This window comes from Variovorax sp. SRS16, from assembly GCF_901827165.1.
Taxonomy (GTDB): Bacteria; Pseudomonadota; Gammaproteobacteria; order Burkholderiales; family Burkholderiaceae_C; genus Variovorax.
This window is the reverse complement of sequence record NZ_LR594666.1, coordinates 5,494,787-5,519,594: the sequence shown is the minus strand read 5'-3', so window position 1 is coordinate 5,519,594 and position 24,808 is coordinate 5,494,787. Positions and strand designations below refer to the sequence as shown.

Annotated in this window: 18 protein-coding genes; 15 read left to right on the top strand and 3 right to left on the bottom strand. The window is 68.0% G+C overall.

Annotated features, from left to right (window positions below):
• Positions 1-61: 61 nt before the first annotated feature.
• Positions 62-2,191 carry a 3-hydroxyacyl-CoA dehydrogenase NAD-binding domain-containing protein gene (locus E5P2_RS26645; protein ID WP_162570090.1) on the top strand — a complete coding sequence of 710 codons (2,130 nt, stop codon included), beginning with the start codon at positions 62-64 and terminating at the stop codon, positions 2,189-2,191.
• Here the strand turns inward: E5P2_RS26645 and E5P2_RS26640 are convergent.
• A complete protein-coding gene (locus tag E5P2_RS26640) occupies positions 2,188-2,865 on the bottom strand; it encodes a GntR family transcriptional regulator (protein ID WP_162570089.1) in 678 nt (225 codons plus the stop codon). The genes E5P2_RS26645 and E5P2_RS26640 overlap by 4 nt on opposite strands.
• Before the next feature lie 143 nt (positions 2,866-3,008).
• On the opposite strand from E5P2_RS26640, the gene E5P2_RS26635 reads away from it, so the two are divergent.
• From E5P2_RS26635 to E5P2_RS26615, 5 genes are read left to right on the top strand one after another with little or no spacing between them, the layout of a single operon-like run.
• Positions 3,009-4,640, top strand: a complete 1,632-nt coding sequence (locus tag E5P2_RS26635; RefSeq protein WP_162570088.1) for an AMP-binding protein — start codon at positions 3,009-3,011, stop codon at positions 4,638-4,640.
• Complete coding sequence (locus tag E5P2_RS26630; RefSeq protein ID WP_162570087.1) at positions 4,637-6,217, top strand: acyl-CoA carboxylase subunit beta; 1,581 nt, start codon at positions 4,637-4,639, stop codon at positions 6,215-6,217. The genes E5P2_RS26635 and E5P2_RS26630 overlap by 4 nt, the downstream gene beginning before the upstream one ends.
• Before the next feature lie 14 nt (positions 6,218-6,231).
• Positions 6,232-7,275: a phosphotransferase gene (locus E5P2_RS26625; RefSeq protein WP_232080860.1), complete on the top strand. Its 1,044-nt coding sequence runs from the start codon at positions 6,232-6,234 to the stop codon at positions 7,273-7,275.
• 29 nt (positions 7,276-7,304) lie between these two features.
• Positions 7,305-8,507, top strand: a complete 1,203-nt coding sequence (locus tag E5P2_RS26620) for an acyl-CoA dehydrogenase family protein (protein WP_162570085.1) — start codon at positions 7,305-7,307, stop codon at positions 8,505-8,507.
• Between the two features lie 33 nt (positions 8,508-8,540).
• Positions 8,541-9,395: a helix-turn-helix domain-containing protein gene (locus E5P2_RS26615; RefSeq protein WP_162570084.1), complete on the top strand. Its 855-nt coding sequence runs from the start codon at positions 8,541-8,543 to the stop codon at positions 9,393-9,395.
• Here E5P2_RS26615 and E5P2_RS26610 read toward each other — a convergent pair whose 3' ends face one another.
• Positions 9,396-11,018: an AMP-binding protein gene (locus tag E5P2_RS26610; RefSeq protein ID WP_174262702.1), complete on the bottom strand. Its 1,623-nt coding sequence runs from the start codon at positions 11,016-11,018 to the stop codon at positions 9,396-9,398.
• An 87-nt stretch (positions 11,019-11,105) separates the two neighbouring features.
• Here E5P2_RS26610 and E5P2_RS26605 point away from each other — a divergent pair, with 87 nt between their 5' ends.
• Complete coding sequence (locus E5P2_RS26605; protein ID WP_162570083.1) at positions 11,106-12,635, top strand: acyl-CoA carboxylase subunit beta; 1,530 nt, start codon at positions 11,106-11,108, stop codon at positions 12,633-12,635.
• 34 nt (positions 12,636-12,669) lie between these two features.
• Here E5P2_RS26605 and E5P2_RS26600 read toward each other — a convergent pair whose 3' ends face one another.
• Positions 12,670-14,472 carry an acyclic terpene utilization AtuA family protein gene (locus E5P2_RS26600; protein ID WP_269475703.1) on the bottom strand — a complete coding sequence of 601 codons (1,803 nt, stop codon included), beginning with the start codon at positions 14,470-14,472 and terminating at the stop codon, positions 12,670-12,672.
• A gap of 192 nt (positions 14,473-14,664) precedes the next feature.
• Between E5P2_RS26600 and E5P2_RS26595 the strand changes: the two genes are divergently transcribed.
• The 8 genes from E5P2_RS26595 (at position 14,665) to secF (ending at position 24,786) form a co-directional block, all read left to right on the top strand.
• The gene (locus E5P2_RS26595; protein ID WP_162570082.1) at positions 14,665-15,471 is read left to right on the top strand and encodes a TIGR03084 family metal-binding protein; all 807 of its coding nucleotides are present in this window, start codon (positions 14,665-14,667) and stop codon (positions 15,469-15,471) included.
• On the top strand, positions 15,468-16,376 hold the full coding sequence (locus E5P2_RS26590) for a phosphatidylglycerol lysyltransferase domain-containing protein (protein WP_162570081.1): 909 nt from the start codon (positions 15,468-15,470) through the stop codon (positions 16,374-16,376). The genes E5P2_RS26595 and E5P2_RS26590 overlap by 4 nt, the downstream gene beginning before the upstream one ends.
• Positions 16,377-16,386: 10 nt before the next feature.
• Positions 16,387-18,003 carry an acyl-CoA carboxylase subunit beta gene (locus E5P2_RS26585; RefSeq protein WP_162570080.1) on the top strand — a complete coding sequence of 539 codons (1,617 nt, stop codon included), beginning with the start codon at positions 16,387-16,389 and terminating at the stop codon, positions 18,001-18,003.
• 48 nt (positions 18,004-18,051) lie between these two features.
• Positions 18,052-20,043, top strand: a complete 1,992-nt coding sequence (locus tag E5P2_RS26580) for an acetyl-CoA carboxylase biotin carboxylase subunit (RefSeq protein ID WP_162570079.1) — start codon at positions 18,052-18,054, stop codon at positions 20,041-20,043.
• On the top strand, positions 20,040-20,810 hold the full coding sequence (locus E5P2_RS26575) for an enoyl-CoA hydratase/isomerase family protein (protein ID WP_162570078.1): 771 nt from the start codon (positions 20,040-20,042) through the stop codon (positions 20,808-20,810). The genes E5P2_RS26580 and E5P2_RS26575 overlap by 4 nt, the downstream gene beginning before the upstream one ends.
• 504 nt (positions 20,811-21,314) lie before the next feature.
• Positions 21,315-21,647, top strand: a complete 333-nt coding sequence (gene yajC, locus E5P2_RS26570; protein WP_162570077.1) for a preprotein translocase subunit YajC — start codon at positions 21,315-21,317, stop codon at positions 21,645-21,647.
• A 295-nt stretch (positions 21,648-21,942) separates the two neighbouring features.
• On the top strand, positions 21,943-23,820 hold the full coding sequence (gene secD / locus E5P2_RS26565) for a protein translocase subunit SecD (protein WP_162570076.1): 1,878 nt from the start codon (positions 21,943-21,945) through the stop codon (positions 23,818-23,820).
• Between the two features lie 12 nt (positions 23,821-23,832).
• Entirely contained in the window at positions 23,833-24,786 is a 954-nt protein-coding gene (secF, locus tag E5P2_RS26560) for a protein translocase subunit SecF (RefSeq protein WP_162570075.1), read from the top strand.
• Positions 24,787-24,808: the final 22 nt, after the last annotated feature.

Genomic DNA, 24,808 nt, shown 5'->3' with positions numbered 1-24,808 from the left:
GATGCGGGAATCGTCCGAAGCGACGAGGTCGCCGCGGCCGGTCGGACTCACGATCTCGGGCATGCCATCGACCCCCGCACCCGTCACGCTTTCCCGCCACGGCCACATCGCCGTGATGACCATCGACAACCCGCCCGTCAATGCGATTTCGCCCGCCGTGGTGGCTGGCCTATCGACGGCGCTCGACGCTTTCGAATCCGACCGGACACTCGGCGCCCTGCTCGTGCATTGCGAGGGCCGCACCTTCGTCGCGGGCGGCGACATCGGCAGCTTCGACCAGCCGGGCTTCTCGGCCTTGCCCTTCAACCGGGTGCTCGCGCGCCTCGAGGGCCTCGACCGGCCGGTGGTCGGCGCGCTGCATGGAACCGTGCTCGGTGGCGGCCTCGAACTGGCGCTCGCCTGTCATTGGCGCACGGCGTCGCCGGGCACGCGGCTCGGTATGCCGGAAGTCAAGCTCGGCCTGCTGCCGGGCTCGCTCGGCACCCAGCGCCTGCCAAGGCTCGCGGGCATCGAACTGGCGCTCGACCTGATCTCGTCGGGCCGCATGATCGGCGCCGACGCCGCGCAGGCGGCCGGCATCGTCGACGAGGTGCGCGATGCGCAGTCGCCGCTCCAACTCGGGCTCGACTATGCGAAAGAGATCGTCGCGAGCAACGCCGGGCCGCGCCGCATCAGTGAAAGACAGGTCGCACGCGATGCGCTGCCGGCCGACTTCTTCGCGAAGGCGCTGGCCGACGCGGTGCGCAAGAAGCCTTCTTATCCATCGGCGCGGGCCATCGTTGAAGCGGTGCAGGCCTCGGCCTTGCCCTTCGCCGAGGGCGAAGCGATCGAGGCCCGGCTTTTCGAAGCGCTGATCCGCTCGCCGCAATCGAAGGCGCTGCGCCACCTGTTCTTCGCCGAACGCGAGGCGGCCCGGATTCCCGGCCTTTCGAAGGGCGTGCAGTTGCGTGCCATCCGCAAGGTCGGCATCGTCGGGGCCGGCACGATGGGCGGCGGCATCGCGATGAACTTCGCCAACGCGGGCATCCCGACAGTGCTGGTCGAGAGCACGCAGGCTGCGCTCGATCGCGGACTCGGCATCGTGCAAGCCAACTACGAAGCCACTGCGGCCAAGGGACGACTCACTGCCGAACAGGTGCGCGAACGCATGGCGCTGCTCTCGGGCTCGCTCGACTACGCGCTGCTGTCCGATTGCGATCTGGTGATCGAGGCCGTGTTCGAGAACATGGACCTGAAGAAGGAAGTTTGCGCGCGGCTCGGCGCGGTCTGCAAGCGCGGCGCCATCGTCGCCACCAACACCTCCACGCTGGACGTGAACGCACTGGCGGCCGCGACCGGTCGAGGCCAGGACGTGGTCGGTATGCATTTCTTCAGCCCCGCCAACGTGATGCGGCTGCTCGAAGTCGTGCGCGGCGCGCACACCGCGCCCGATGTGCTCGCCACCGTGATGCAACTCGCGCGCCGGATCGGCAAGGTCGCGGTCGTCTCCGGCGTGTGCTATGGCTTCATCGGCAACCGCATGGCCGAGGTCTACATGCGCGAGGCCGAGTTCTTGATGATGGAGGGCGCGAGCCCGTCGCAGATCGACGGCGCCGTCGAGGCGCTGGGGATGGCGATGGGCCCCTGCCGCATGCTCGACATGGCCGGCATCGACGTGGGCGCCAAGACGGTCATCGAATACGGCAAGGCGGGTGGACTGCCGCCGGACGACAGCTACCGCGCGGTCGTGCGCCGGCTGTTCGAGCTGGGCCGCTTCGGGCAGAAGACCGGCAGCGGCTACTACCGGTACGAGGGCCGCAGGCCCGTCGACGATCCGGAAACCGCGAAGATCGCGCGCGCGATGGCCGATGCCCATGGGATCGCGCAGCGCGGCGAGATCGCGCGTCAGGAAATCGTCGAGCGCCTGCTCTACCCGCTCATCAACGAGGGCTTCAGAATCCTCGAGGAGGGCATGGCCTACCGGCCCGGCGACATCGACATCGTGTGGACCGCCGGCTACGGTTTTCCCGACCACCAGGGCGGCCCGATGTTCATGGCCGATGCGATCGGTCTGCCGAAGATCGTCGAACGCATGGCGCACTACGCTGCCACGCGCGGGAACGCGTTCGGCTATTGGGCGGTCTCGCCGCTGCTCGCCTCGTGTGCCGCGCGCGATCGGCGCGTCTCCGATCTCGGCGAAACAGGCCGTTAACTCAGCGTGAAGGCAGACATGCGCGGCAGCGTCCGTTCCCCGGTCTTCCGGATGTGCCGGCGCGCCCGCGCTTCGGCCTTCGCCGGGTCGCCTTCGAGGATGGCGACGGTGATGCCGCGGTACTCCGCCACCATGGCCCGCAGGTCCGCCGTGGTCATCACGCCGTGAAACTGGGCGCGGAACAGATGCGCGCGCGTGTGCGGCATGACCCGCGACAGCTCGGCGTTGTCCGCGATGTCGAACATCACGCGGTAGTAATTGGCCCTCTCGTCCAGGATGCGTTCCAACTGCGCGGGCGTCTGCGCCTCGACGAGCTTGCGCGCCGCCGCCTCGAAGCGCTTCGCGTTGGTGCCGATGCCGATGTTGGCCGCGGCCAGGCGCGCCGACAGACCCGTGAGCACCTCCAGCACCCCCAGCAGGCCCTCTGCGTCCGATCGCGTCAACGACCGGATCACCGCGCCGCGGTGCGGTGTCAGCTCGACCACCCCGCTCGACGCGAGGATGCGGAAGGCTTCCCTTACCGTGCTGCGGCTCACGCCCAGGTCGCGCGTGAGGTCGGCCTCGATCAGCCGCTGTCCGACCGTGAAGCGCCGCGTGAGGATCGCCCGGCCGATGGCGTCGGCGACACGATCGGGCGTACTGGGCGGGTGCGCGGAAGGGGTACTTCTTTGCACTGGAGATGGGGGGGCCGTGCGAGGGGGCGTCATCCGAAGATTCTGGCAGAGCGCCGTTTCGCGGTGTTGATTGTCTGGCAATATCGGCTGACAATCATGCGCAACGCAGCGGGTGCGACGCCGCAACGCAGAAGAGACAAGGCATGACTTCAACGCTTCATGACGGATCCTCGCCGCACTCGATGCCGCCGCTCGAGGCGCGCACGCTCGGCGCGGCGTTCGAAGCCCGCTTGCGTGTCTCCCCCGACAAGCTGGCGGTGCGCGACACCGAGCGAGGCATGAGCTATGCGCAGCTCCACGAGGAATCGCTCGCGTTCTCCTCGGGCTTCAGCCGGCTGGGCCTGGCGCGGCAGGGGTTCGCGCTGCTGATGCTCGACAACCACCTCGACTACGTGATCGCCTGGTACGCGCTGTCGCTCAGCGGCCGGGTCGAAGTGCCGGTGAACACGGCGTACAAGGGTTCCATCCTGGCCCACGTGATCAACAACTCGGGCGCGAAGCTGATCGTCATCGAGGCGCACTACCTGCCCGTTCTCGCCGACGTGGCCGACCGGCTGGAGAAGATCGAGCACGTGGTGGTGCGCGGCGACGCGTCGGCGCATGCGGCCACGCTGCCGCCGCGCTTCAGGGTTCTGCCGTGGGAGGCCCTGCGCGGGCCGCGCGAGGCGCCCGTGCATGTGGATCCGTGGGACCTCCTGGGCATCCTGTACACCTCCGGCACAACCGGGCCGTCGAAAGGCGTGCGCGTGACGCACGCCCATGCCTACGGCTACGCGTCGCCGACGGTGCTGGGCCTGGTGGGCGCGGACGACGTGCAGCTGTGCACGCTGCCGCTCTTCCACATCGGCGGGCAGTGGGCGGCCATCTACGGCAGCCTGATCGGCGGCGGCAGTGCGGTGCTGCTCCCGCGCTTCTCGGCCACCACCTTCTGGGACGATGTGCGCAAGTACGGATGCACCTGCACCATGCTGCTGGGCGCGATGGCCAACTTCCTGTACCGCCAGCCGCCGCGCGCCGACGATGCCGACCATCCGCTGCGCGGCGTCGTGATGGTGCCGGTCATGGCGCAGCTGGAAGAGTTCATCAAGCGCTTCGGCATCGAGGCCGTGTGCACGGGCTACGGACTGACCGAAGGCTCGACGGTGCTGCGCGCGCCCATCGGCATGGCGCAGCCCGGCAAGGTCGGCTGGCCGCGGCCCGATTTCGAGGTCGCGCTGGTCGATGAGCACGACCGCCCCGTGCCCGACGGCACGAGCGGCGAACTGGTCCTGCGCACGCACGAACCCTGGATGGTGATGGACGGCTATCACGACATGCCCGTCGCCACCACCGCCGCGTGGCGCAACCAGTGGCTGCACACCGGCGATGCCTTCCGCCGCGATCCCGACGGGCAGTACGTATTCATCGATCGCATCAAGGACGCGATGCGCAGGCGTGGCGAGAACGTGTCGAGCTTCGAGGTCGAGAAGGAGATCGGCGAGCATCCGGCAGTGCTCGAATGTGCCGTGATCGCGGTCCCGAGCGATGCGACCGAGGACGACATCAAGGCCTGCGTGGTGCTGCGAAGAGACGCGCAGGTGGAGGCGGGTGCGCTGCTCGCGTTTCTCGACGACCGGCTGCCTTACTTCATGGTGCCGCGCTACGTGGAGTTCATGGCGGAGCTGCCCAAGACACCCACGGCCAAGATCCGCAAGCAGCAGCTGCGCGAATGGGGCCTTACCGCCGCTACCTACGACCGTGCCAGCGATCCCGCGGCGCCGAAGAGCCGGCGATGAGCGACGAATCCACGGGCGCGACCCGGTGGGCCTTCGAGCAGTTCACGCACAAGCGCGACGGCCTGGGCGACGGCGCGCGCGCGACGGCCATTGCGCGGCAGCACGAACTCGGCAAGCTGTCGGCGCGCGAGCGCATTGCGCTGCTGCTCGACCACGGCAGCTTTCACGAGGTCGGCGGCCTGGTCGAGCCCAAGCGCGACACCTTCGACACCGGGCATCTGCAAGCGCCGATGGACGGTGTGCTGACCGGCTATGGCCACGTCGACGGCCGGCCCGTGTGCGTCTGCGCCTTCGACTTCACGGTGCTCGGGGGCTCGAACGGGCGCATCGGCGAGACCAAGGTCGAGCGCATGGCCACGCATGCGCTGGAGCACGGCTGCCCGATGGTGCTGCTGCTGGACGGCGGTGGCCATCGCATCCAGGAAGGACTGGACAGCCGGCACTTCGCGCAGGGCTCGCGCTACTTCCAGACCGCGGTCGCGCTGTCGGGCTGGGTGCCGACGGTGGCGGTGATCATGGGCCCGGGCTTCGCGGGTCCGTCGAATTTCGCGGCCCTGTGCGACTTCGTGGTGATGGTGCGCGGCACCTCGACCATGGGCATCGCCGGGCCTGCGCTGGTGGCAGCGGCGACCGGCGAGGTCACCCACAAGAACACCCTGGGCGGCGCGCATGTGCAGACGGATGCGAACGGCCTGGCCGACATCGCGGCCGGCGACGACGCCGAGGCGCTCGCCTGCGTGCGCGACTACCTCGCCTACCTGCCGTCGAATGCACGCCTGCCCGCGCCTTCGGTCGAAGCGCGCGAAACGGAGGCGGGCTTCGAAGCGGCCCTGCTCGATCGGATGCCCGACAACCCGCGCAAGGCCTACGACGTGTGCGACGTGGTGCGTGGCATCGTCGACGAAGCCTCGCTGTTCCAGATCAAGCCGGGCTTTGCGCCCAACCTCGTCACGGGCTTCGCGCGCATCCAGGGCAGGGTGGTCGGCATCGTGGCCAACCAGCCGCTGCACCTGGGCGGCACGCTCGATGCGAAGGCCTGCGAGAAGGGGGCGCATTTCGTTTCGTTGTGCGACGGATTCGGCCTGCCGCTGGTCTACCTGGTGGACGTGCCGGGCTTTCTGGTGGGCAGCCAGGCGGAGGACACCGCGCTGGCCCGGCGCAGCGCGCGCCTGCTGTTCGAACTGGGGCAGGCGACGGTGCCGCGCGTGTCGGTGGTGCTGCGCAAGGGCTACGGCCTGGGCTACATCGCGATGTGCGGCGGGCGCAGTTTCGATGCCGACCTGTGCGTCGCCTGGCCGACGGCGGAGATCTGCGCCATGTCGGTGGAAGGCGCGGTGGACGTGGCCTACCAGAAGCAGGTGAAGACGGCCGCCGACCCCGCGGCCCAGCGCGCCGAGCTGATCGGGCGCTTCAAGGAACAGCTGGGCGCGTTGCACGCGGCCGAGCATTTCGGCATCGACGACGTGATCGACCCGAGGGACACGCGCTGGGTCGTGCACGCCGCCCTCGAACGATGCCTGCCGCGCAAGCGGCACCGGGCCTGGCCCGACAAGCCGCACGGCATCTCTCCGATCTGAATGAACGAAAGCCGATGAACGACACGAACGAACGCCTGGAAGCCTGGATGCACGCGAACGTGGTGGGCTTCGAGGGCCCGCTGCAGCGCAAGCCCTTCGAAGGCGGCCAATCCAACCCCACCTTTCTGCTCACCGACGCGAAGGGCACGCGCTACGTGCTGCGCAAGAAGCCGGATGGCGTGTTGCTGCCTTCGGCCCACGCGGTCGACCGCGAATTCCGCGCGATCAGCGCCTTGCGCGATACGCGGGTCCCGGTCGCGCCGGCGCTGGGGTTCTGCGGCAACGCGGAGGTCATCGGCACGCCGTTCTACGTCATGGCCTTCGTCGACGGCCGCATCTTCTGGGACCCGACGCTGCCGGGGCTCTCGAACCCCGAGCGCGCTGCCATCTACGACGACATGAACCGCGTGGTCGCCGAGCTGCATCGCGTCGACCATCGGGCCGTCGGTCTGGGGGACTACGGCCGACCCGGCAATTTCTTCGACCGCCAGATCGGACGCTGGACCCGGCAATACCACGAGGCAGTGTCGCCCGGGGCGCCCGCAATCCCGGCGATGGAGCGGCTCATCGAATGGCTGCCCCGGCACGTGCCGTTCGACGACAGCACCTGCATCTTCCACGGCGACCTGCGGATCGACAACATGATCTTCCATCCGACCGAGCCGCGCGTGCTGGCGGTGCTCGACTGGGAGCTGTCGACCCTGGGCCATCCGCTGGCCGACTTCGCCTACCACGCGCTGCCGTGGCGGCTCACCGCGTCGCAGTTCCGCGGCATGGCCGGCACCGACTACGCGGCGCTCGGCATCCCCGACGAGCAGGTCTACCTGCAGACCTATTGCCGCCGCACCGGCCGCGCGCCCATCGATCCCGCGCACTGGGAGTTCTATCTGGCCTACAGCATGTTCAGGCTGGCCGCGATCCTGCACGGCATCCTGAGGCGGGCGGCCGACGGCACGGCGTCCAGCAGCCAGGCGCGCGAGACCGGCGCGCGCGCAAGGCCGATCGCCGAGGCGGCCTGGAAGCAGGTCGAGGCTCACTTTCCCGCATCGCAGCGCTAGCGCGCGCATCAGCAAGCAAGAGGCATCACGTGTTCGATTTCTCCCCCAAGGTCCAGGATCTCCAGAAGCGGCTCGCGGCTTTCATGGAAGAGCACATCTATCCCAACGAGAAGCGCTACTACAAGGAGACCGAGGAGCTCGGGCCGTGGAAGGTGGCGCCGGTCCTCGATGAGCTCAAGCCCAAGGCGCGCGCGGCCGGGCTGTGGAATCTCTTCCTACCCGCGTCGGAGCACGGCGCGGGCCTGAGCAACTTCGAGTACGCGCCGCTGTGCGAGATCATGGGCCGCTCGCATCTGGCGCCCGAGGTGTTCAATTGCTCGGCGCCCGACACCGGCAACATGGAGGTGCTGGCGCGCTACGGATCGCCCGAGCATCAGGAGCGCTGGCTCAAGCCGCTCCTGGCCGGCGAGATCCGGTCGTGCTTCGCCATGACCGAGCCGGCAGTCGCGTCGAGCGATGCGACCAACATCGCGTCGAGCATCGTGCGCGACGGCGATGAGTACGTCATCAACGGCCACAAGTGGTACACCACCAACGCGACCGATCCGCGCTGCAAGATCGCGATCTTCATGGGCAAGTCCGACCCCGGCAACGCCGACCGGCACAAGCAGCAGTCGATGATCCTCGTGCCGCTCGACACGCCGGGCGTGACGGTGGTGCGGCCGATCGCGGTGTTCGGCTTCTACGGCGTGCCCGACCGTGCGTCCGAGGTCACTTTCAAGGACGTGCGGGTGGCCGCGTCAAACATGCTGCTGGGCGAGGGCAGGGGCTTCGAGATCGCGCAGGGACGGCTCGGGCCGGGCCGCATCCATCACTGCATGCGGCTGGTCGGGCTGGCGGAACGCATGCTGGAGCTGATGTGCAGGCGCAGCCTGTCGCGGGTGGCCTTCGGCAAGCCGATCGCGCAGCAGGGCGTGACGGTCGAGCGCATCGCGCAGTCGCGCATCCTGATCGAGCAGGCGCGCCTGCTCACGCTGAACGCGGCACACCGCATGGACACGGTCGGCAACAAGGTGGCCAAGGCCGAGATCGCGATGATCAAGGTGGCCGCGCCGCAGATGGCCTGCCAGGTGATCGACTGGACCATCCAGGCCTTCGGCGGCGGCGGCACCAACAACGACGTCGGCATCGCATCCGCTTACGCGACCGCGCGGCTGTTGCGGCTGGCCGATGGTCCGGACGAGGTGCACCAGGCGCAGATTGGCAAAATGGAACTCGCAAAGTACCGTTGAGGCGGCGATCCCGAAGAGAGACCCGGACGGAACATGGAACAGTTCAAGACTCCACCTGCAGCGGCCGTCGCTCGGCGCTGGCAATCCATGATGTGGCTCGATGCCGATCGTGTGTTCTATGTCGGGCTGCTCGGCGAGCCTTCGGTGCGCAACCTGGGTGCGTGGTCGATCTATCTGTCGCTGTCGGCCTCCCGTCCGCACTGCATTTCCCTCGAACCCGGGCGTGGGGCCGCCGGGCAGGAGACGACGCTGTCGGTCGTGCCGCCGGGCGTGCCGCATCGGATCGTTTCCGGCGAAAGAATGATCCTCAGCATCCTCATCGAGGCGGAGACGATCGAGCGCGATTCGCTGGCACCATGCTTTCGTGGCGCAAGCGGCGCGGTGCGCTCCGAGGAGGATGAAAGCCGGCTGCGCGCCGCGCTGGAGCGCGTCCAATTCGGCGGCGGCGGAGTCTACGGGAGCACGGCCGATTTCGACCGAGAGTTCTTCGGCGCGGCGTTGGCGCCGCGCGCGATCGATCGCCGCATCCGCGCCGCGCTCGACGGTATCAAGCGCGACCCGAACAGGCACACCTCGGCCGAGGAATGCGCGCTCGCCGCGCACCTGTCGGTGTCGCGCTTCCTGCATCTCTTCAAGGACGAGGTGGGCTCGTCCTTCCGCAATTTCCGTTCCTGGCAGCGCGCCCGCAGCGTGCTCTATCGCGTGAAGCAGAACGACAGCCTCGCGAACGTCGCGCTCGACGTGGGCTACACCGATTCGACGCACTTCAGCCATTCGGTCCGGCAGGTGTTCGGCCTCACGCCGAAGTCGATCTTCGCCGGTTGCCGCCGGCTCGTGCTGTACGGCAGCGGCGATGCGGCCCGGCCGCGCTGCGGCCTCGCGGCCTGATCACGACAGCTTCTGCCCCCGCAGCCGGATGCCGGCGGCCTCGCGATCCCAGGTATCGGCCGTCACGCCGTCGCGGCGCAGCACGTGCTTCTGCACCTTCTGCGTCGGCGTCTTCGGCAGGGCTTCGATCGCGCGGAAGTAGCGCGGCACCATGTAGTGCGGCATGCGCGGCACGAGGTGCGCCACGAGCAGCGCCCAGTCGATGGAAGCGCCCGACTGCGCGACCACCGCCACCAGCACTTCGTCTTCGCCATGCTCGCTGGGCACCGCCACCGCGGCGGCCTCCTGCACGCCGGGAAAGGTCGATACCTCGGCCTCGACTTCGAAGGACGAGATGTTCTCGCCGCGGCGGCGGATCGCGTCCTTCATGCGGTCGACAAAGTGGTAGTTGCCCTCGGCATCGATGCGAAAGGCGTCCCCCGTGTGGAACCAGCCGTTGCGCCAGGCCTCGACGGTGGCTTCGGCGTTGCGGTAGTAGCCATGGTTGAGCGCCCACGGCCGGTCGGTGCGGACGATCAACTCGCCGACCTCGCCGCGCGCGACTTCGCAGTCGTTGCCGTCGACGATGCGCACCTCGACGCCGTCGCGCGGCCGGCCGCAACTGCCGAGCACCTTCGGCTGCGCACCGGACATGAGCGGCGACGAGATCTCGGTCATGTTGTAGGCGGTGTAGATCGTGCAGCCGAAGCGTGCCTTGAACTGCTCCGTGTCCACCGACAGCGGGATCATCAGCGCATGGCGCATGCCGTGTTCACGGTCCTTCGGCGACGGCGGCGCCTTGGTCAGGAGCGTGACCATGCTGGCGAGCAAGACGGTGAACGTGCTGCCGGTGGCGGCCACCGTCTCCCAGAAGCCGCCGACCTTGAAGCCACTGGTCACCGCGATCGATCCGCCACGCAGCAGCATCGAATACACCGGCACGGTGCCGCCGACATGGAAGAGCGGCAGGGCGATAAGGTAGCGGTCGGTGTCGTCCAGATACGGAACCGGATCCCAAGACGCCGAGTAGAGGTGCAGGTAGCTGGAACGCACGCCTTTCGACGGGCCGGTGGTGCCCGAGGTGTAGATGATCGACTGGTCGTGCCAGGGTTCGATCGTCTCGGCCGGCGGCGGCTGGCTGCCGTCGCGCGCGAGCAGGCCGGCCTCGTGTACCTTCAGCGGGCCCAGGTCGACCCCGCTGCCTGCGACCACCACGGCGTCGGTCAAGGTGCCGAGATCGATGCCATCGAGGCGCGGCGCGAGTTCCGCATGCAGCACGATGACCCGGGCCTGCGCATTGCCGATGACGTGCTCGAGCAGCCGGCCGCGGTAAGAGGTATTGATCGGCACGTACACCGCGCCCAGATGGTTGGCGCCGAACCAGACGCGCAGCGCATCGCGCCCGTTCGGCAGCCACGACATCACGTTGTCGCCGCCCTCGACGCCGATCGAGGCCAGGCCGGCCGCGGCCTCGCGCGCGACCTTGAGCGTCTGCGCATAGGTCCACTCGCCGCCGTCCTCGAACCGTGCGAACACCTGGTCGGGACGATCCGCTGCCCAGCGTTCGAGCACCGGCCGCAGCACGCAGCGGTCGGCTGGCGGCACGCGGGGGTCGGACCATGGCGTGGAAGCTATCGATGGCATCACTTGATTGTCTGGCAATCTTGGCGGACACTTTACCAACCCGCATGGGGTCCAACCCTAGATCGTGCGCCAGCGAGAATTCATCCGATGAACAAATCAAGCGCCGGCACGCCCCGCCCGCGGCCCGACCTTCAGGCCGTGATCGACGCGCAGGCCGCGCGGCTCGACGCGGCGCGGCCCGATGCGGTCGCGCGCCAGCGCAAGCGCGGGCGCCGCACCGTGCGCGAGGTGGTCGACCTGCTGGCCGATCCCGACACCTTCGTCGAATACGGCGGCCTCGCACGGCCCGCCGTCGCCGCGATGGAGGGCGCGGCCGACGGGCTGGTCATGGGCACCGCGCAGATGGGCGGGCGGCCGGTCGACCTGCTGCTCTACGACTTCACCGTGCATGCCGGCACGCAGAGCGCCATCAATCACCAGAAGATGACGCGCATGTTCGAGCATGCGCTGAAGTTCCGGCTGCCGGTGTTGATGTGGCTCGACGGCGGCGGCGCGCGACCGCACGACATGCTGATCCCGGCGCGCGGCAAGACACCGACCTTCGTCGTCTTCGCGAGGCTGTCGGGCTGGGTGCCGACCGTCGGCGTGGTGCCCGGCCGATCATTCGCGGGCCAGGCCAATCTGGCCGGCATGTGCGATCTGCTGATCGGGCTGCGCGGCGCGGCGCTGGGCATGGCCGGCCCTCCGCTGGTCGAAGCCGCACTGGGCATCCGCTACACGCCGGAGGAAATCGGTTCGATGGAGGTGCACCAGGCATCGGGCGTGGTCGATCTCGTCGTCGACGACGAGGCACAGGCGGCCGAGGTCGCGCGGCGCTATCTCGGCTACTTCGGCCCCGCGCAGGCGCCCGGCGGCGCCGCCGATCAGTTGCCGATGCGGGAGCTGGTGCCCGAGAACCCCAAGCGGTCCTACGACGTGCGAAGCGTGGTTGACACGCTGGCCGACATCGACAGCGTGCTGGAGATCAAGCCGCTCTTCGGCGCCTGCGTGGTGACCGCCTTCATCCGCCTGAACGGCCGTGCGGTGGGCGTGGTCGCGAACCAGCCGACGCAACTGGCCGGCGCGATCGACAGCGACGGTTCGGTGAAGGCGGCGCGCTTCGTGCAGATCTGCGACGCCTTCGACATTCCGTTGCTGCTGCTGTGCGACACGCCCGGCCTCATGGTGGGGCCGGATGCCGAACGCACCGGCCTCGTCCGCCACAGCGCGCGGCTGCTGGCCGCGATCGCCAACGCCACGGTGCCGCTGATGACGGTGGTGCTGCGCAAGGCCTACGGGCTCGGCTACTACATCATGGGTTCGCAGCCGCTCGATCCCGCGATCCTGCTCGCATGGCCGACCGCGGAGTACGGCGGCATGGGCCTCGAAGGCGCGGTCAACATCATCCACGGGAAGGAACTCGATGCGATCGAGGACCCCGCCGAGCGCGCCGCGCTGCATGCGCGGCTCACGCAGGCGCTGAAGGACGAGCACACCGCCGTGGCGGCCGCGAGCCACTTCGGCTACGACGACGTGATCGATCCCGCGGACACGCGCGAGCTGCTGCTGCGTACGCTCGATACCTTGCCGCCCGCGGCGCCGCGCTCGGAGCGCAAGCGCTTCATCGAGCCGTTCTGAAGGTCCGTGCGCGCCGCGCGCGCGGGATCCGCGGTCAACGGCCGGCGAGCTTTGCGATGGAATCCGGCACCTGCAGACGGATGTCGAGCAGCATCTGCGCCATGCCCTTTCCCAGCGGATCCATCCGCATCGACGAAGGGCCTCCGCCGTCCAGCGCGTCATGCAGCAGCAGGTTCATCGAATGCGTGCCGGGCAGGTAGAAGCGCTCGACCTTGCCGCGCACCAGGTGGCTGAAGTAGCCTTGCACGAGATCCGGCGTGAGGCGCGACCAGAGCAATGGCAGCCACTCGGGTCGGCGCGCGACGATCCCGATGTTCGACAGATTGCCCTTGTCGCCGCTTCGCGCATAAGCCAGGTCGATCAGCCGCAACTCGCGCAAAGGCTCGTCCGGATCGATCCAGGCCGGCGCAGCGGGCGGGGCGGTTGCGCGCCCGTCGCCATCGCCTGCGACCACCGGAACGGCATCCCGCTTTCCGTCCAGATCGAACGCAATGGGCAACTCGGCCTTGTCGAGCAGGAAGGAGAAGGGCTTGATCAGCGGCGACACCGGCGGACGCCCGCCGCCCGGCGAGGTCGTGCCCGGCGCCCACGAGGTGCCCGAGGGCGAGATCTCGCGCGCGAAGATCTCGAGGGCCGCCCTGGCCGGATGGTTGGCGACCACGCGCATCATGACCTCGCGCACGTTGCGCGTGCGCGAGTGCGGTCCGTACAGCGACTCGGAACCGATCACTTCGATGTAGGTCGACGTGAACGGCGGCAGGCCCTGTGCCCGCAGGATGTCGCTCGTGCGCTCGATGATTGCTTCGGCCGTGCGGCGCGCCTTTCTGTCCGCATCGATTCCCACCAGCACCATGCTGCCGGCGCAGCGATAGCCGTCGAGCTGCGTCGCGGACACCTTGTAGAAGGGCGTCGAGGCCCGTCCCTTGGCCGCACCGACCCGCACGCGGTTCTCGCCGATCTGCTCGATCGTCACATGCCTGAAATCGCAGCACACGTCGGGCAGCAGGTAGGCACCCGGGTCGCCGATCTCGTAGAGCATCTGTTCCGAGACGTTGGCGGCGCTCACCTTGCCGCCCGTGCCCTCGGGTTTGGTGACGACGAAGCTCCCGTCGGCATGGCATTCGATGACGGGGTAGCCCATGTGGGCCCAGTCGGGTACCTCTTCCCAATCGGTGTGCAGCCCGCCCGTGGCCTGGCAGCCGCACTCGATGATGTGGCCCGCGAGGCTGCCCGAGGCGAGCAGGTCGAAGTCGGTGGCGTGCCAGCCGAACTCGTGCATCAGCGGGCCGAGCGTGACGGCGCTGTCGACGCAGCGCCCGGTGATGACGACCTCGGCGCCGGCCGCGAGTGCTGCGGCGATGGGGGTCGCGCCGAGGTAGGCATTGGCGCTCAGCACCTGCGCCGGCAGCGGCTCGCCGGTGAACATGTCGTGCGCGCCGCGGGCGCGCAGTTGGGGCATTCGCCCGGCGACGTCATCGCCTTCCACGACGGCGATCCTGAGCGCGATGCCCTGCGTGGCGGCGAGCGACTGCAAGGCCGCGGCGCAGCCACGCGGGTTGATGCCGCCGGCATTGCTCACGACCTTGATGCCCTGGCGCTTGATCTCCGCCAGCACGGACTTCATCGCAATGTCGACGAAGTCGGTCGCGTACCCCATCTCGGGTTTGCGCTGGCGCGCCGAAGCCAGGATCGACATCGTCGTCTCGGCCAGGTAGTCGAAGACGAGATAGTCGATCCTGCCCCCCTGCACGAGCTGCGGCGCCGCCACCATGCTGTCGCCCCAGAAGCCCGATGCGCCGCCGATGCGGATGACCCGTTCTGTCTCGCTCTTCTTCACGTGCGCGTCCTTTCCTTGTCCGGCCAGCCCACTCTACCGGGGTCGTGCCCGCCGGTCTTGCGCCGACTCGTCATTCGCCGGCCGGATCTGCCCGCGGCTCGGCACGCCCGGGCGCTTCGCCGCTTCTTCGCGCACAATGAACTCGCGCGCCACGTCGACGCGCTGCCATGGGCGAGCGAGACAACCAGCACGATGAAGCAAGGCACTGACGATCTCCGCGCGGAATACCGCGAACTCGCCGATCTCGTTCGCAGCCTGAGCCCGGCGCAGTGGCGGCTGAAGAGCGATTTCTACGGCTGGACCCCCTGGGACGAGATCGCGCACCTGTGTTTCTTCGACCAGACTTCGCTGCTCTCCGCCACCGACCCCGAGGCCTTCGCGCGCGACACGGCCACGCTCGATTCGTCGCTTGCGACCGGCAAGGAAATCAGCGCCATCGCACGCGAGAAGTACGGACATCTCGATGGTGCCGCGCTGCTCGCGCATTGGGAGCCGCTGTCCGGCAGGCTCGTGGACCTGCTCGCCGAGCTCGACCCGAAGGCGCGGCTGCCGTGGTACGGCCCGACGATGAGCGCGCGCTCCTTCGCGACCGCGAGGCTGATGGAGACCTGGGCTCACGGGCAGGACGTGTGGGATGTCGTGGGCCGGCGCAGGCCGGCCACGCACCGGCTGCGGCACATCGCGCACATCGGCTTCACCACCTTCGGCTGGAGCTTCGTCAATCGCGGCCTGCCGGTGCCCGGGCCCATTCCCTTCGTCTCGCTCGCCGCGCCGGGCGGCGGCGCATGGACCTGGGGCGATCCGGCGTCGGGTGAATTCGTCCGGGGTCCGGCCGAGGATTTCTGCCTGCTCGTCACCCAGCGCCGCAACCTGGCCGACACTGCGCTCGAATACAGCGCAGGTTCGGCGCACGCATGGCTGTCGATCGCGCAGTGTTTTGCGGGGCCGCCAGCCGACGCGCCGCCGCCCGGCGCGCGCAAGCCGGCGTTCGCGGCTTGACCGGGCAGCCGATCCGGCTTGAGCTGCAGCCGCGCATCGAAGCGGCGCTCGCGGCGTTGCGCGAGGGCACGGGCGAGCACTGTCTCTCGGACTGGAGCTTTTCGAATCTCTATCTGTTTCGCGACGTGCATTGCTACCGCTTCATCGATGGCGAATGGCCCGGTGTCTCGGGCCTTGCCTATGACGGCGCGACGCATTTCTTCCCGCTCTTCGATCCGGGGCGGGCGCCGATCGCGGTGCTGCGCGCGCTGATCCAGGCACACGGCTGCCTGTACCCGGTATCACCATCGAGTGCGGCTGCGCTGCCCGGCGATGCATTCAGGATCTCGGCATCCCGCGACGATGCCGACTATCTCTACGCAGCCTCGGCCTTCGCTCGCTACGAAGGTCGAGCCCTGGCCAAGAAGCGCAATCTGCTGCGCCAGTTTCTCTCGGCGCATTCCCCATCGTGCATGGCTTTCAGCGAGCGAACCGCCGATGCGGCGCGCGAAGTGCTGCAAGGCTGGATGGCGCAGAAGTCCAAGGCAGCTGGCGAGGCCGACCAGCAGCCCTGCCTCGAGGCCATCGCGCACGCCGGCCGTTTCGACCTGCAGGGGCAGGTCTTCCTGGCCGAGGGGCGGCCGATCGGCTTCCTGCTGGCGCAGACGCTTCAGCCCGGCGTGCAGGCCATCCGCTTCGCCAAGGGCCTGCACAGCCACGACGGCATCTATCCCTGGATGTTCCAGCACTTCGCGCGCAGCTTCGGCGCGCAATCGGGCCGGCCCGTCGAATGGCTGAACTTCGAGCAGGACATGGGCATCGTGGGTTTCCGGCGCTCCAAGATGTCCTATGCGCCGCATGCCCTGCTGCCCAAGCTGCGCGTCCACAGCGCCTCGGCACAAGACCTGAAGGCGCGCACCGCCTAAGCTGCCGCGCATGGCCATCATCGAGTCGACAGTTTCTCCCGACAGCGATTCCTTCGTCGCCAACCGCAGCGGCATGCTGGCCCTGATCGAACGCGTGCGTGCCTATGCGCAGCGCAGCATCGAGGCCTCTGCACGGTCGCGCGAGCGCTTCGAGAAAAGAGGCCAGCTGCTGCCGCGCGAGCGGCTGTCGCTGCTGCTCGACCCCGGCACGTCCTTCCTCGAAATCGGCTCGCTGGCCGGCCTTGGGCTGGACGATCCCGATCTTGAAAAAAGCGTGCCCGGCGGCGGCGTCATCGGCGGCATCGGCTGGGTGTCGGGCGTGCGCGTCATGATCAATGCATCCGATTCCGGCATCGATGCCGGTGCCCTGCAGCCGATGGGCATTCCGAAGCAGTTGCGCATGCAGGAGCTGGCACTGGAGAACAAGCTGCCCTACGTGCAATTGGTCGAGAGCGCGGGCGCCAACCTGATGACCTACAAGGTCGAGGAGTTCGTGACCGGCGGCAACCTGTTCCGCAACATCGCGCGCATCTCGGCGGCCGGCCTGCCGGTCGTGACCGTGACGCACGGATCGTCGACGGCCGGCGGTGCCTACCAGACCGGGCTTTCGGACTACATCGTGATGGTGCGCGGACGCTCGCGAGCGTTTCTCGCGGGCCCGCCACTGCTCCAGGCCGCCACGGGTGAGATCGCGACCGAGGAGGAACTGGGCGGCGCGTTGATGCACACCTCGATCTCGGGCCTCGGCGACTATCTGGCCGAGGACGACCGCGATGCCATCCGCATCGCCCGGGAGATCCTCGCCAGCATCGAATGGGACCGCGAACCCAAAGCGCCGGCGCGTGGCTTCAAGCCGCCGCGCCACGACGCCGAGGAGTTGCTGGGCATCATGCCGATGGACCACAAGCGCCCGGTCGACATGAAGCAGGTCATCGCCCGCATCGCCGACGACTCCGATTTCCTCGAGTTCGGCGAGAACTACGGCAGCGCGACAGTGGTCGGACACATCAGGATCGAAGGCATGCCGGTCGGCGTGATCACCAACAACGGCCCGATCGATCCGGCCGGCGCCAGCAAGGCCACGCACTTCATCCAGGCCTGCTGCCAGTCGAACACGCCGCTGCTCTACCTCAGCAACACGACCGGATTCATGGTCGGGAAGGCCTATGAGGAAGCGGGCATCGTCAAGCACGGTTCCAAGATGATTCAGGCGGTGACCAATGCGACGGTGCCGCAGATCACGATCTACTGCGGTGCGTCCTTCGGGGCGGGAAACTACGGCATGTGCGGCCGCGGTTTTCATCCGCGCTTCTGCCTTTCCTGGCCCAACGCCAAGACGGCGGTGATGGGCGGCGAGCAGGCGGCGCGGACCATGGCCATCGTGACGGAGGCGGCAATGAAGCGAAAGGGGGAAGTCGACCAAGCCAGGCTCGATGCCATGCAGAAACGCATCATCGATCACTTCGACAGCCAGATGAGCGTCTTCACCACGAGCGCCCGCATGCTCGACGATGCGGTCATCGACCCGCGCGACACGCGCGAAGTCCTGGTCAAGGTGCTGTCGATCTGTCGCGACGCCGAGGCGCGGGAGCCCCGGAAGATGCAGTTTTCGGTCGCACGGCCCTGATCGACCTGAAAGCTCCGCCGTTCGCAGCGCATCCACCAGGACTCATCCATGACATCGTCATTCGCCACCCCGTTCCGCAAGATCCTCGTCGCCAATCGCGGCGAGATCGCGCTGCGCATCATCCGCACGGCGCGCGCGCTAGGTTTCCGTACCGTCGCGGTCTACTCGACGGCCGATGCCGACGCGCGGCACGTGCGCGAGGCCGACCAGGCTGTGTGCATCGGCGAGCCACTGCCAGCGCAGTCGTACCTGCGCATTCCGGCGATCGTCGAGGCGGCGAAGCTGAGCGGCGCCGACGCGGTGCATCCGGGCTACGGTTTCCTGGCGGAGAACGAGGACTTCGCGCAAGCCTGCAAGGATGCGGGACTGGTCTTCATCGGCCCCTCGCCGGAAGCGATCGTCTCCATGGGGAACAAGGCCGGTGCAAAGGCGCTGATGACGGCCGCCGGCGTGCCGTGCATCCCCGGCTACCAGGGCGAAGACCAGAGCGAGGATCGGCTCGCGAAGGAAGCGGCGCATATCGGCTTCCCGCTGATGATCAAGGCGACGGCCGGCGGGGGCGGTCGCGGGATGCGCCTCGTGTCCTCGGCCAAGGCGTTCGGCGAGTTGCTGCGCAGTGCGCGTTCGGAGGCGCAAAGTGCCTTCGGCAATCCAGAGGTGATCCTCGAACGCGCCATCGTCGAGCCGCGGCACATCGAAATCCAGGTCTTCGCCGATCGCCACGGTCATGCGATTCATCTCGGCGAGCGCGACTGCTCCGTCCAGCGCCGGCATCAGAAAGTGATCGAGGAAGCGCCCTCGCCGGCGGTCGACGAGGCACTGCGGGCGCGCATGGGCGAGGTGGCGGTCCGCGCAGTCAAGGCGATCCGCTACGAAGGCGCCGGCACGCTCGAATTCCTTCTCGATCGCGAAGGCAGCTTCTATTTCATGGAAATGAACACCCGGCTCCAGGTCGAACATCCGGTGACCGAAGCGATCACCGGCCTCGACCTCGTCGCACTGCAGCTGCGTGTCGCCAGCGGTGAACCCCTCCCGATGAGGCAGGAGGACGTGAAGTTCAGCGGTCACGCGATCGAGGTCCGCCTGTGCGCCGAAGACGCGGCCAGGGGCTTCATCCCGCAGAGCGGCACGATAGCGCTCTGGCACATGCCACCGCAGCTGCGCGTCGAGCACGCCATGCGCGCGGGCGCCCGGATCCCGCCTTTCTATGACTCCATGATCGCCAAGATGATCAGCCATGGCGAAGACCGCGATGTTGCGCGCCGCAAGCTGCTGGCGGGCCTCGAGGACGCGGTGGCGCTGGGCGTGACCACCAACCAGGCATTCCTGCAGCGCTGTCTCGGACACGAGGTGTTTGCGGCGGGTGGCGCCACCACGGCCTTCGTCGGCCAGCATCAGGACGCGTTGCTGGCACCCGATGCCGTGCTGCAGCGGCGCGCCGCTGCGATCGCCGCGGTGTTGCTCTACGAGACGCTGGGCGACCGGCCGCGGCCTCTGGGCCGGCGCATGACGCACAGCCTGCCGGTCTCGCTGCGCTTCGAGCAGGACGGGCAGCCGCGGATCGCCGGCATCGTACTGACCGGGCAGAATCATTTCGAGGTCGACCTCCAGGGCTCGAACGTCGTGATCGAACTCGACGGTATCGTCGGCCACACCGCGTATTTCATCTGCGACGGGCTGTTCGAGCGCGCAGCCTTGCATCGCGACGGCAACCTGCTGCTGCTGCACTATCGCGGCGTGCCGATGCGCATTGAGGACAAGACCCGCACGGCATCGGCTCGGCAGAGCGACGCGGGCGGCGACGGCAAGCTGCGCGCCTCGATGAACGGCCGCGTCGTCGCCGTTCTGGCGGCCGTCGGCGACACAGTCGAGGTCGGGCAGCCGGTCGTTACGCTGGAGGCGATGAAGATGGAGCACATCCACGCCGCGCCGCTCGCGGGCCGGATCGCCGCGCTGCACGTCAAAACCGGCGACCAAGTGGCCGCCAGCCGCGTGGTGGCGGAGATCGAATCCGCCGTCAAGCAGGAGGCTGCCTTGTGAGCGCTGTGCTGACTGAGAAGCGCGGTCACGCGCTGTGGATCACGATCAACCGGCCCGACAAGCGTAACGCGCTCAACAAGGAGGTGATCGCCGGCATCCGCGCGGGCTGGCGCGAGGCGCATGCGGACCGCGACATGCGCGTGGTGGTGCTGACTGCGGCGGGGGAGAAGTCGTTCTGCGCCGGCGGCGACCTGCAGCCCGGCGCGGGCTTCGCCTTCGACCTCTCGCAGCCCAACATCGACTACGCCGACATGCTGCGCGAGGTGCAGGCCTCGACCCTGCCGAGCATCGCGCGCATCAACGGCGCGTGCATGGCGGGCGGCATCGGCCTGGCCTGCATGACCGACATGGCGATCGCGGCCGACCACGCGAACTTCGGCCTGCCAGAGGTGAAGATCGGCCTCTTTCCGATGCAGGTCTTGAGCCTGCTGCAGTCGATCGTGCCGCGTCGCATCGTGCGAGAGTGGTGCCTCACCGGCGAACCCTTCGGGGCGAACGAGGCGCTTCACGCCGGCCTGCTCAATCACGTGGTGGCAGCCAGCGAACTCGACGTCAAGACGCAGGGGCTCGTCGATCGGCTCGTCGACAAGTCCCCGACCGCCTTGCGCCGAGGCAAGTATGCGATGCGCACTTTGTCGTCAATGTCTTTCGAGGAAGGCATTGCCTACGCTGAGGGTCAGATCGCATTGCTTGCGATGACCGAAGACGCAAAGGAAGGCTTGGCCTCCTTCAATCAAAAGAGGACGCCCGTGTGGACGGGCCGTTGAACCCAAGCCAGTGCTATCGCGGAGTGGTGCCGCGCTCGAGGCCATGGCCGCAAGCTACCTGCCCTGCGAGCCGCAACAGATGATGCTGCCTGCCGAGACGTTGCAGGAATGGCTGGATCAAGAACCTCCTGGGGTTCAGGCAGTTCAGCCTGCGCGGGCCGTCACACACGCCGCACATGGCCTCCGCCAAACTGAACGGGCCTCACCGGCAAGCCTTCTCAAAGGCTTCTGCCGCCCAGACTCCTAGGTCCTCCGTCGGCCAGCAAAGAGGGGCCTGTTCGTGGAACACCGCGGAACCGGCTTCGCCGGGCCGCCGGTGTTGCCCCCGGCAGGGGGTTGTCGGCCACACGAAGTGGGTAAGCCTGAGGGGAGCCTGCTCCCCAATACAATGCTGAGTGCTGTGCGCGGCCCGGCCCGCGCTGCGTGGCCGCGTCAGGCGTTCGCGAACCGCGGAACCCTTGTGGGGCGCCGCGCTCTTATTTCTTCCCTTTGCTGGAGACACCCTTGTTCATTTCTACTGCTTTCGCCCAGACCGCGCCCGCTGCTGCAGGGGGCGGTGACATGTTGTCCTCCCTCGGCAGCATGCTGCCGCTGGTGCTGATGTTCGTGGTGCTCTACTTCGTGATGATCCGCCCGCAGATGAAGCGCCAGAAGGAAGCCCGCGCGATGATCGAGGCGCTGGCCAAGGGCGACGAAGTCGCGACCTCCGGCGGGCTGCTCGGCAAGATCACCCAGATGGGCGAGCAGTACCTCACCATCGAGATCGCCAAGGGCGTCGAAGTGCAGGTCCAGCGCAGCGCCGTAGTCCAAGTCCTCCCCAAAGGCGCAATAAAGTAATGCTCGCCCCCAGGCTTCGCGCACTTCGTGTCGCTTCGCCCATCCCCTGCCGGGGGCAACACCAGCGGCCCGGCGAAGCCGGTTCCGCGGTGTTTCACCAACGGGCCGGGCTTCGCCGGCCAAATCCAATGACCAGTGATCTTTTATCCGAGCGGCCGCGCGCAGCGCGCCGCGTTCGCGGGCTGCCGTGGAACCGGCTCTGCCGGGCCACCGGCAGCGTCCCCAGCAGGGGGTTCGCGAAGCGACACGAAGTGCGCGAAGCCTGGGGGGGAGCCCCATTTCTGGGGGGAGCCAAGTGAACCGTTATCCGGTGTGGAAGTACACGGTCATCGTGATCGTGCTGCTCGTGGGGTTGATCTATGCCCTGCCCAATTTCTTCGGCGAAGCGCCCGCGGTGCAGGTGCTGGCGGCCAAGTCGACCGTCAAGGTCGATGCCGCGATGGAGGATCGCGTCCGGGAAGCATTGAAGGCGGCCGACCTGGCGCCCGACCTGCTGACGCGCGATGCAACCACGCTGCGCGCGCGCTTCACGAACACCGACGACCAGCTGAAGGCGCGCGACGTGCTGCAGCACGCGCTGGTGCCGGATGCGAGCGACCCGGGCTACGTGGTGGCGCTCAACCTGGTGTCGCGCTCGCCGACCTGGCTCACGGCGCTGCATGCCTACCCGATGTACCTCGGCCTCGATCTGCGCGGCGGCGTGGACTTCCTGCTGCAGGTCGACATGAAGGGCGCCATCGACAAGAAGGCCGAATCCTTCGCGAGTGATATCCGTACCGGCCTGCGCGACAAGGGCGTGCGCGGCAGCGCGGTCAACCGCAACGGCCAGGTCATCGAACTGAGCTTCCGCGACGCCGCCGGCCGCGACGCGGCGAAGGGCCTGATCCAGGATCAGCTGCCCGACCTCACGACGGTCGAGAGCCAGGACGGCACCGACTGGAAGCTCGTGGCCTCGATCAAGCCCGAGGCGGCGCGCCGCCTGCAGGATGCGGCGCTGAAGCAGAACATCACGACGCTGCACAACCGCATCAACGAGCTCGGCGTGGCCGAGCCGGTGATCCAGCAGCAGGGGCTGGACCGCATCGTGGTGCAGCTGCCCGGCGTGCAGGACACCGCCAAGGCCAAGGACATCCTCGGGCGCACGGCCACGCTCGAGATGCGCATGGTCGACGAAAGCACCGAGGGCCGCGCGGCCGAGCTGGGCACCGGGCCGGTGCCTTTCGGCTCGGAGAAATTCCTCGAGCGCAATGGCCGTCCCGTGATCGTCAAGAAGCAGGTGCTGGTGACCGGCGAGAACCTCACCGACGCGCAGCCCGGCTTCGATTCGCAGACGCAGCAGCCCAAGGTCGATCTCACGATGGACGCCAAGGGCGGCCGCATCATGCGCGACGTGAGCCGAGAGAACTACCACAAGCGCATGGCGATCCTGATCTTCGAGAAGGGCAAGGGCGAAGTGCTGACCGCGCCGTCGATCAACGGCGAGCTGGGCAACCGCTTCCAGATCTCGGGTGCGATGACCGTGGTCGAGGCCAACGACCTCGCGCTGCTGCTGCGCGCCGGCTCGCTGGCGGCGCCGATGGAAATCATCCAGGAGCGCACGATCGGCCCCAGCCTGGGTGCCGACAACATCAAGAAGGGCTTCGACAGCGTGATGTACGGCTTCGCCGGGATCATGGTGTTCATGTGCCTCTACTACGCGCTGTTCGGCGTCTTCTCGTCGATCGCACTGGCGGTCAATCTGCTGCTGCTGGTGGCGGTGCTGTCGATGCTGCAGGCCACGCTCACGCTGCCCGGCATCGCGGCCATGGCGCTGGCGATCGGCGTGGCCATCGACTCCAACGTGCTGATCAACGAGCGCGTGCGCGAGGAGCTGCGCAACGGCGCCTCGCCGCAGGCGGCCATCCATGCGGGCTACGACCGCGCGTGGGGCACCATCCTCGACTCCAACGTGACCACGCTGATCGCGGGCATCGCGCTGCTGGCATTCGGCTCCGGCCCGGTGCGCGGCTTCGCGGTGGTGCACTGCATCGGCATCGTCACGTCGATGTTCTCCGCCGTGTTCTTCTCGCGCGGCCTGGTCAATTTCTGGTACGGCAGCAAGAAGAAGCTCAAGACGGTGTCGATCGGCACCGTCTGGCGGCCGGACACCAAGGCCGTGGCCGAAGCGAAATAAGGGAACAGCAAGATGGAGTTCTTCCGCATCCACCGGACCATTCCGTTCATGCGCCACGCGCTGGTGCTGAACGTGGTGTCCTTCGTCACCTTCGCGCTGGCGGTGTTCTTCCTGCTCCACCGCGGGCTGCACCTGTCGGTCGAGTTCACCGGCGGCACGGTGATGGAGGTCGCCTACCAGCAGTCGGCCGACACCGGCAAGGTGCGCGAGACCATCTCGAAGCTCGGCTACGCGGACGTGCAGGTGCAGAACTTCGGCACCTCGCGCGACGTGCAGATCCGCCTGCCGGTCCAGAAGGGCCAGACCTCGGCGCAGCAGAGCGCCCAGGTGATCGACGCGCTGAAGGCGGTCGATCCGTCGGCGACGCTGCGCGGCAACGAGTTCGTCGGCCCGCAGGTCGGCGAAGAGCTCACCACCAACGGGCTCAAGGCGCTCGGCATGGTGGTGGCCGGCATCATGATCTACCTGGCCTTCCGCTTCGAATGGAAGTTCGCGCTCGCCACCGTGCTGGCCAACCTGCACGACGTGGTGATCATCCTGGGCTTCTTCGCCTTCTTCCAGTGGGAGTTCTCGCTGGCGGTGCTGGCGGCGGTGCTGGCGGTGCTGGGCTATTCGGTCAACGAATCCGTCGTCATCTTCGACCGGGTGCGCGAGAACTTCCGGCGCTACCGCAAGCTGAGCACGCGCGAGGTGATCGACAACGCGATCACGTCCACCATCAGCCGCACCATCATCACGCACGGCTCCACGCAGCTGGTGGTCCTGTCGATGTTCTTCTTCGGCGGCCCGACGCTGCACTATTTTGCGTTGGCGCTCACCATCGGCATCCTGTTCGGCATCTACTCGTCGGCCTTCGTGGCTGCGGCGCTTGCGATGTGGCTGGGCGTCAAGCGCGAGGACCTGATCAAGGCACCGATCAAGCGCGAGGGTGACCCGGATGATCCGAACACCGGCGCGGTGGTGTGAAGAAAGTGGCCGCGTCCGGGGA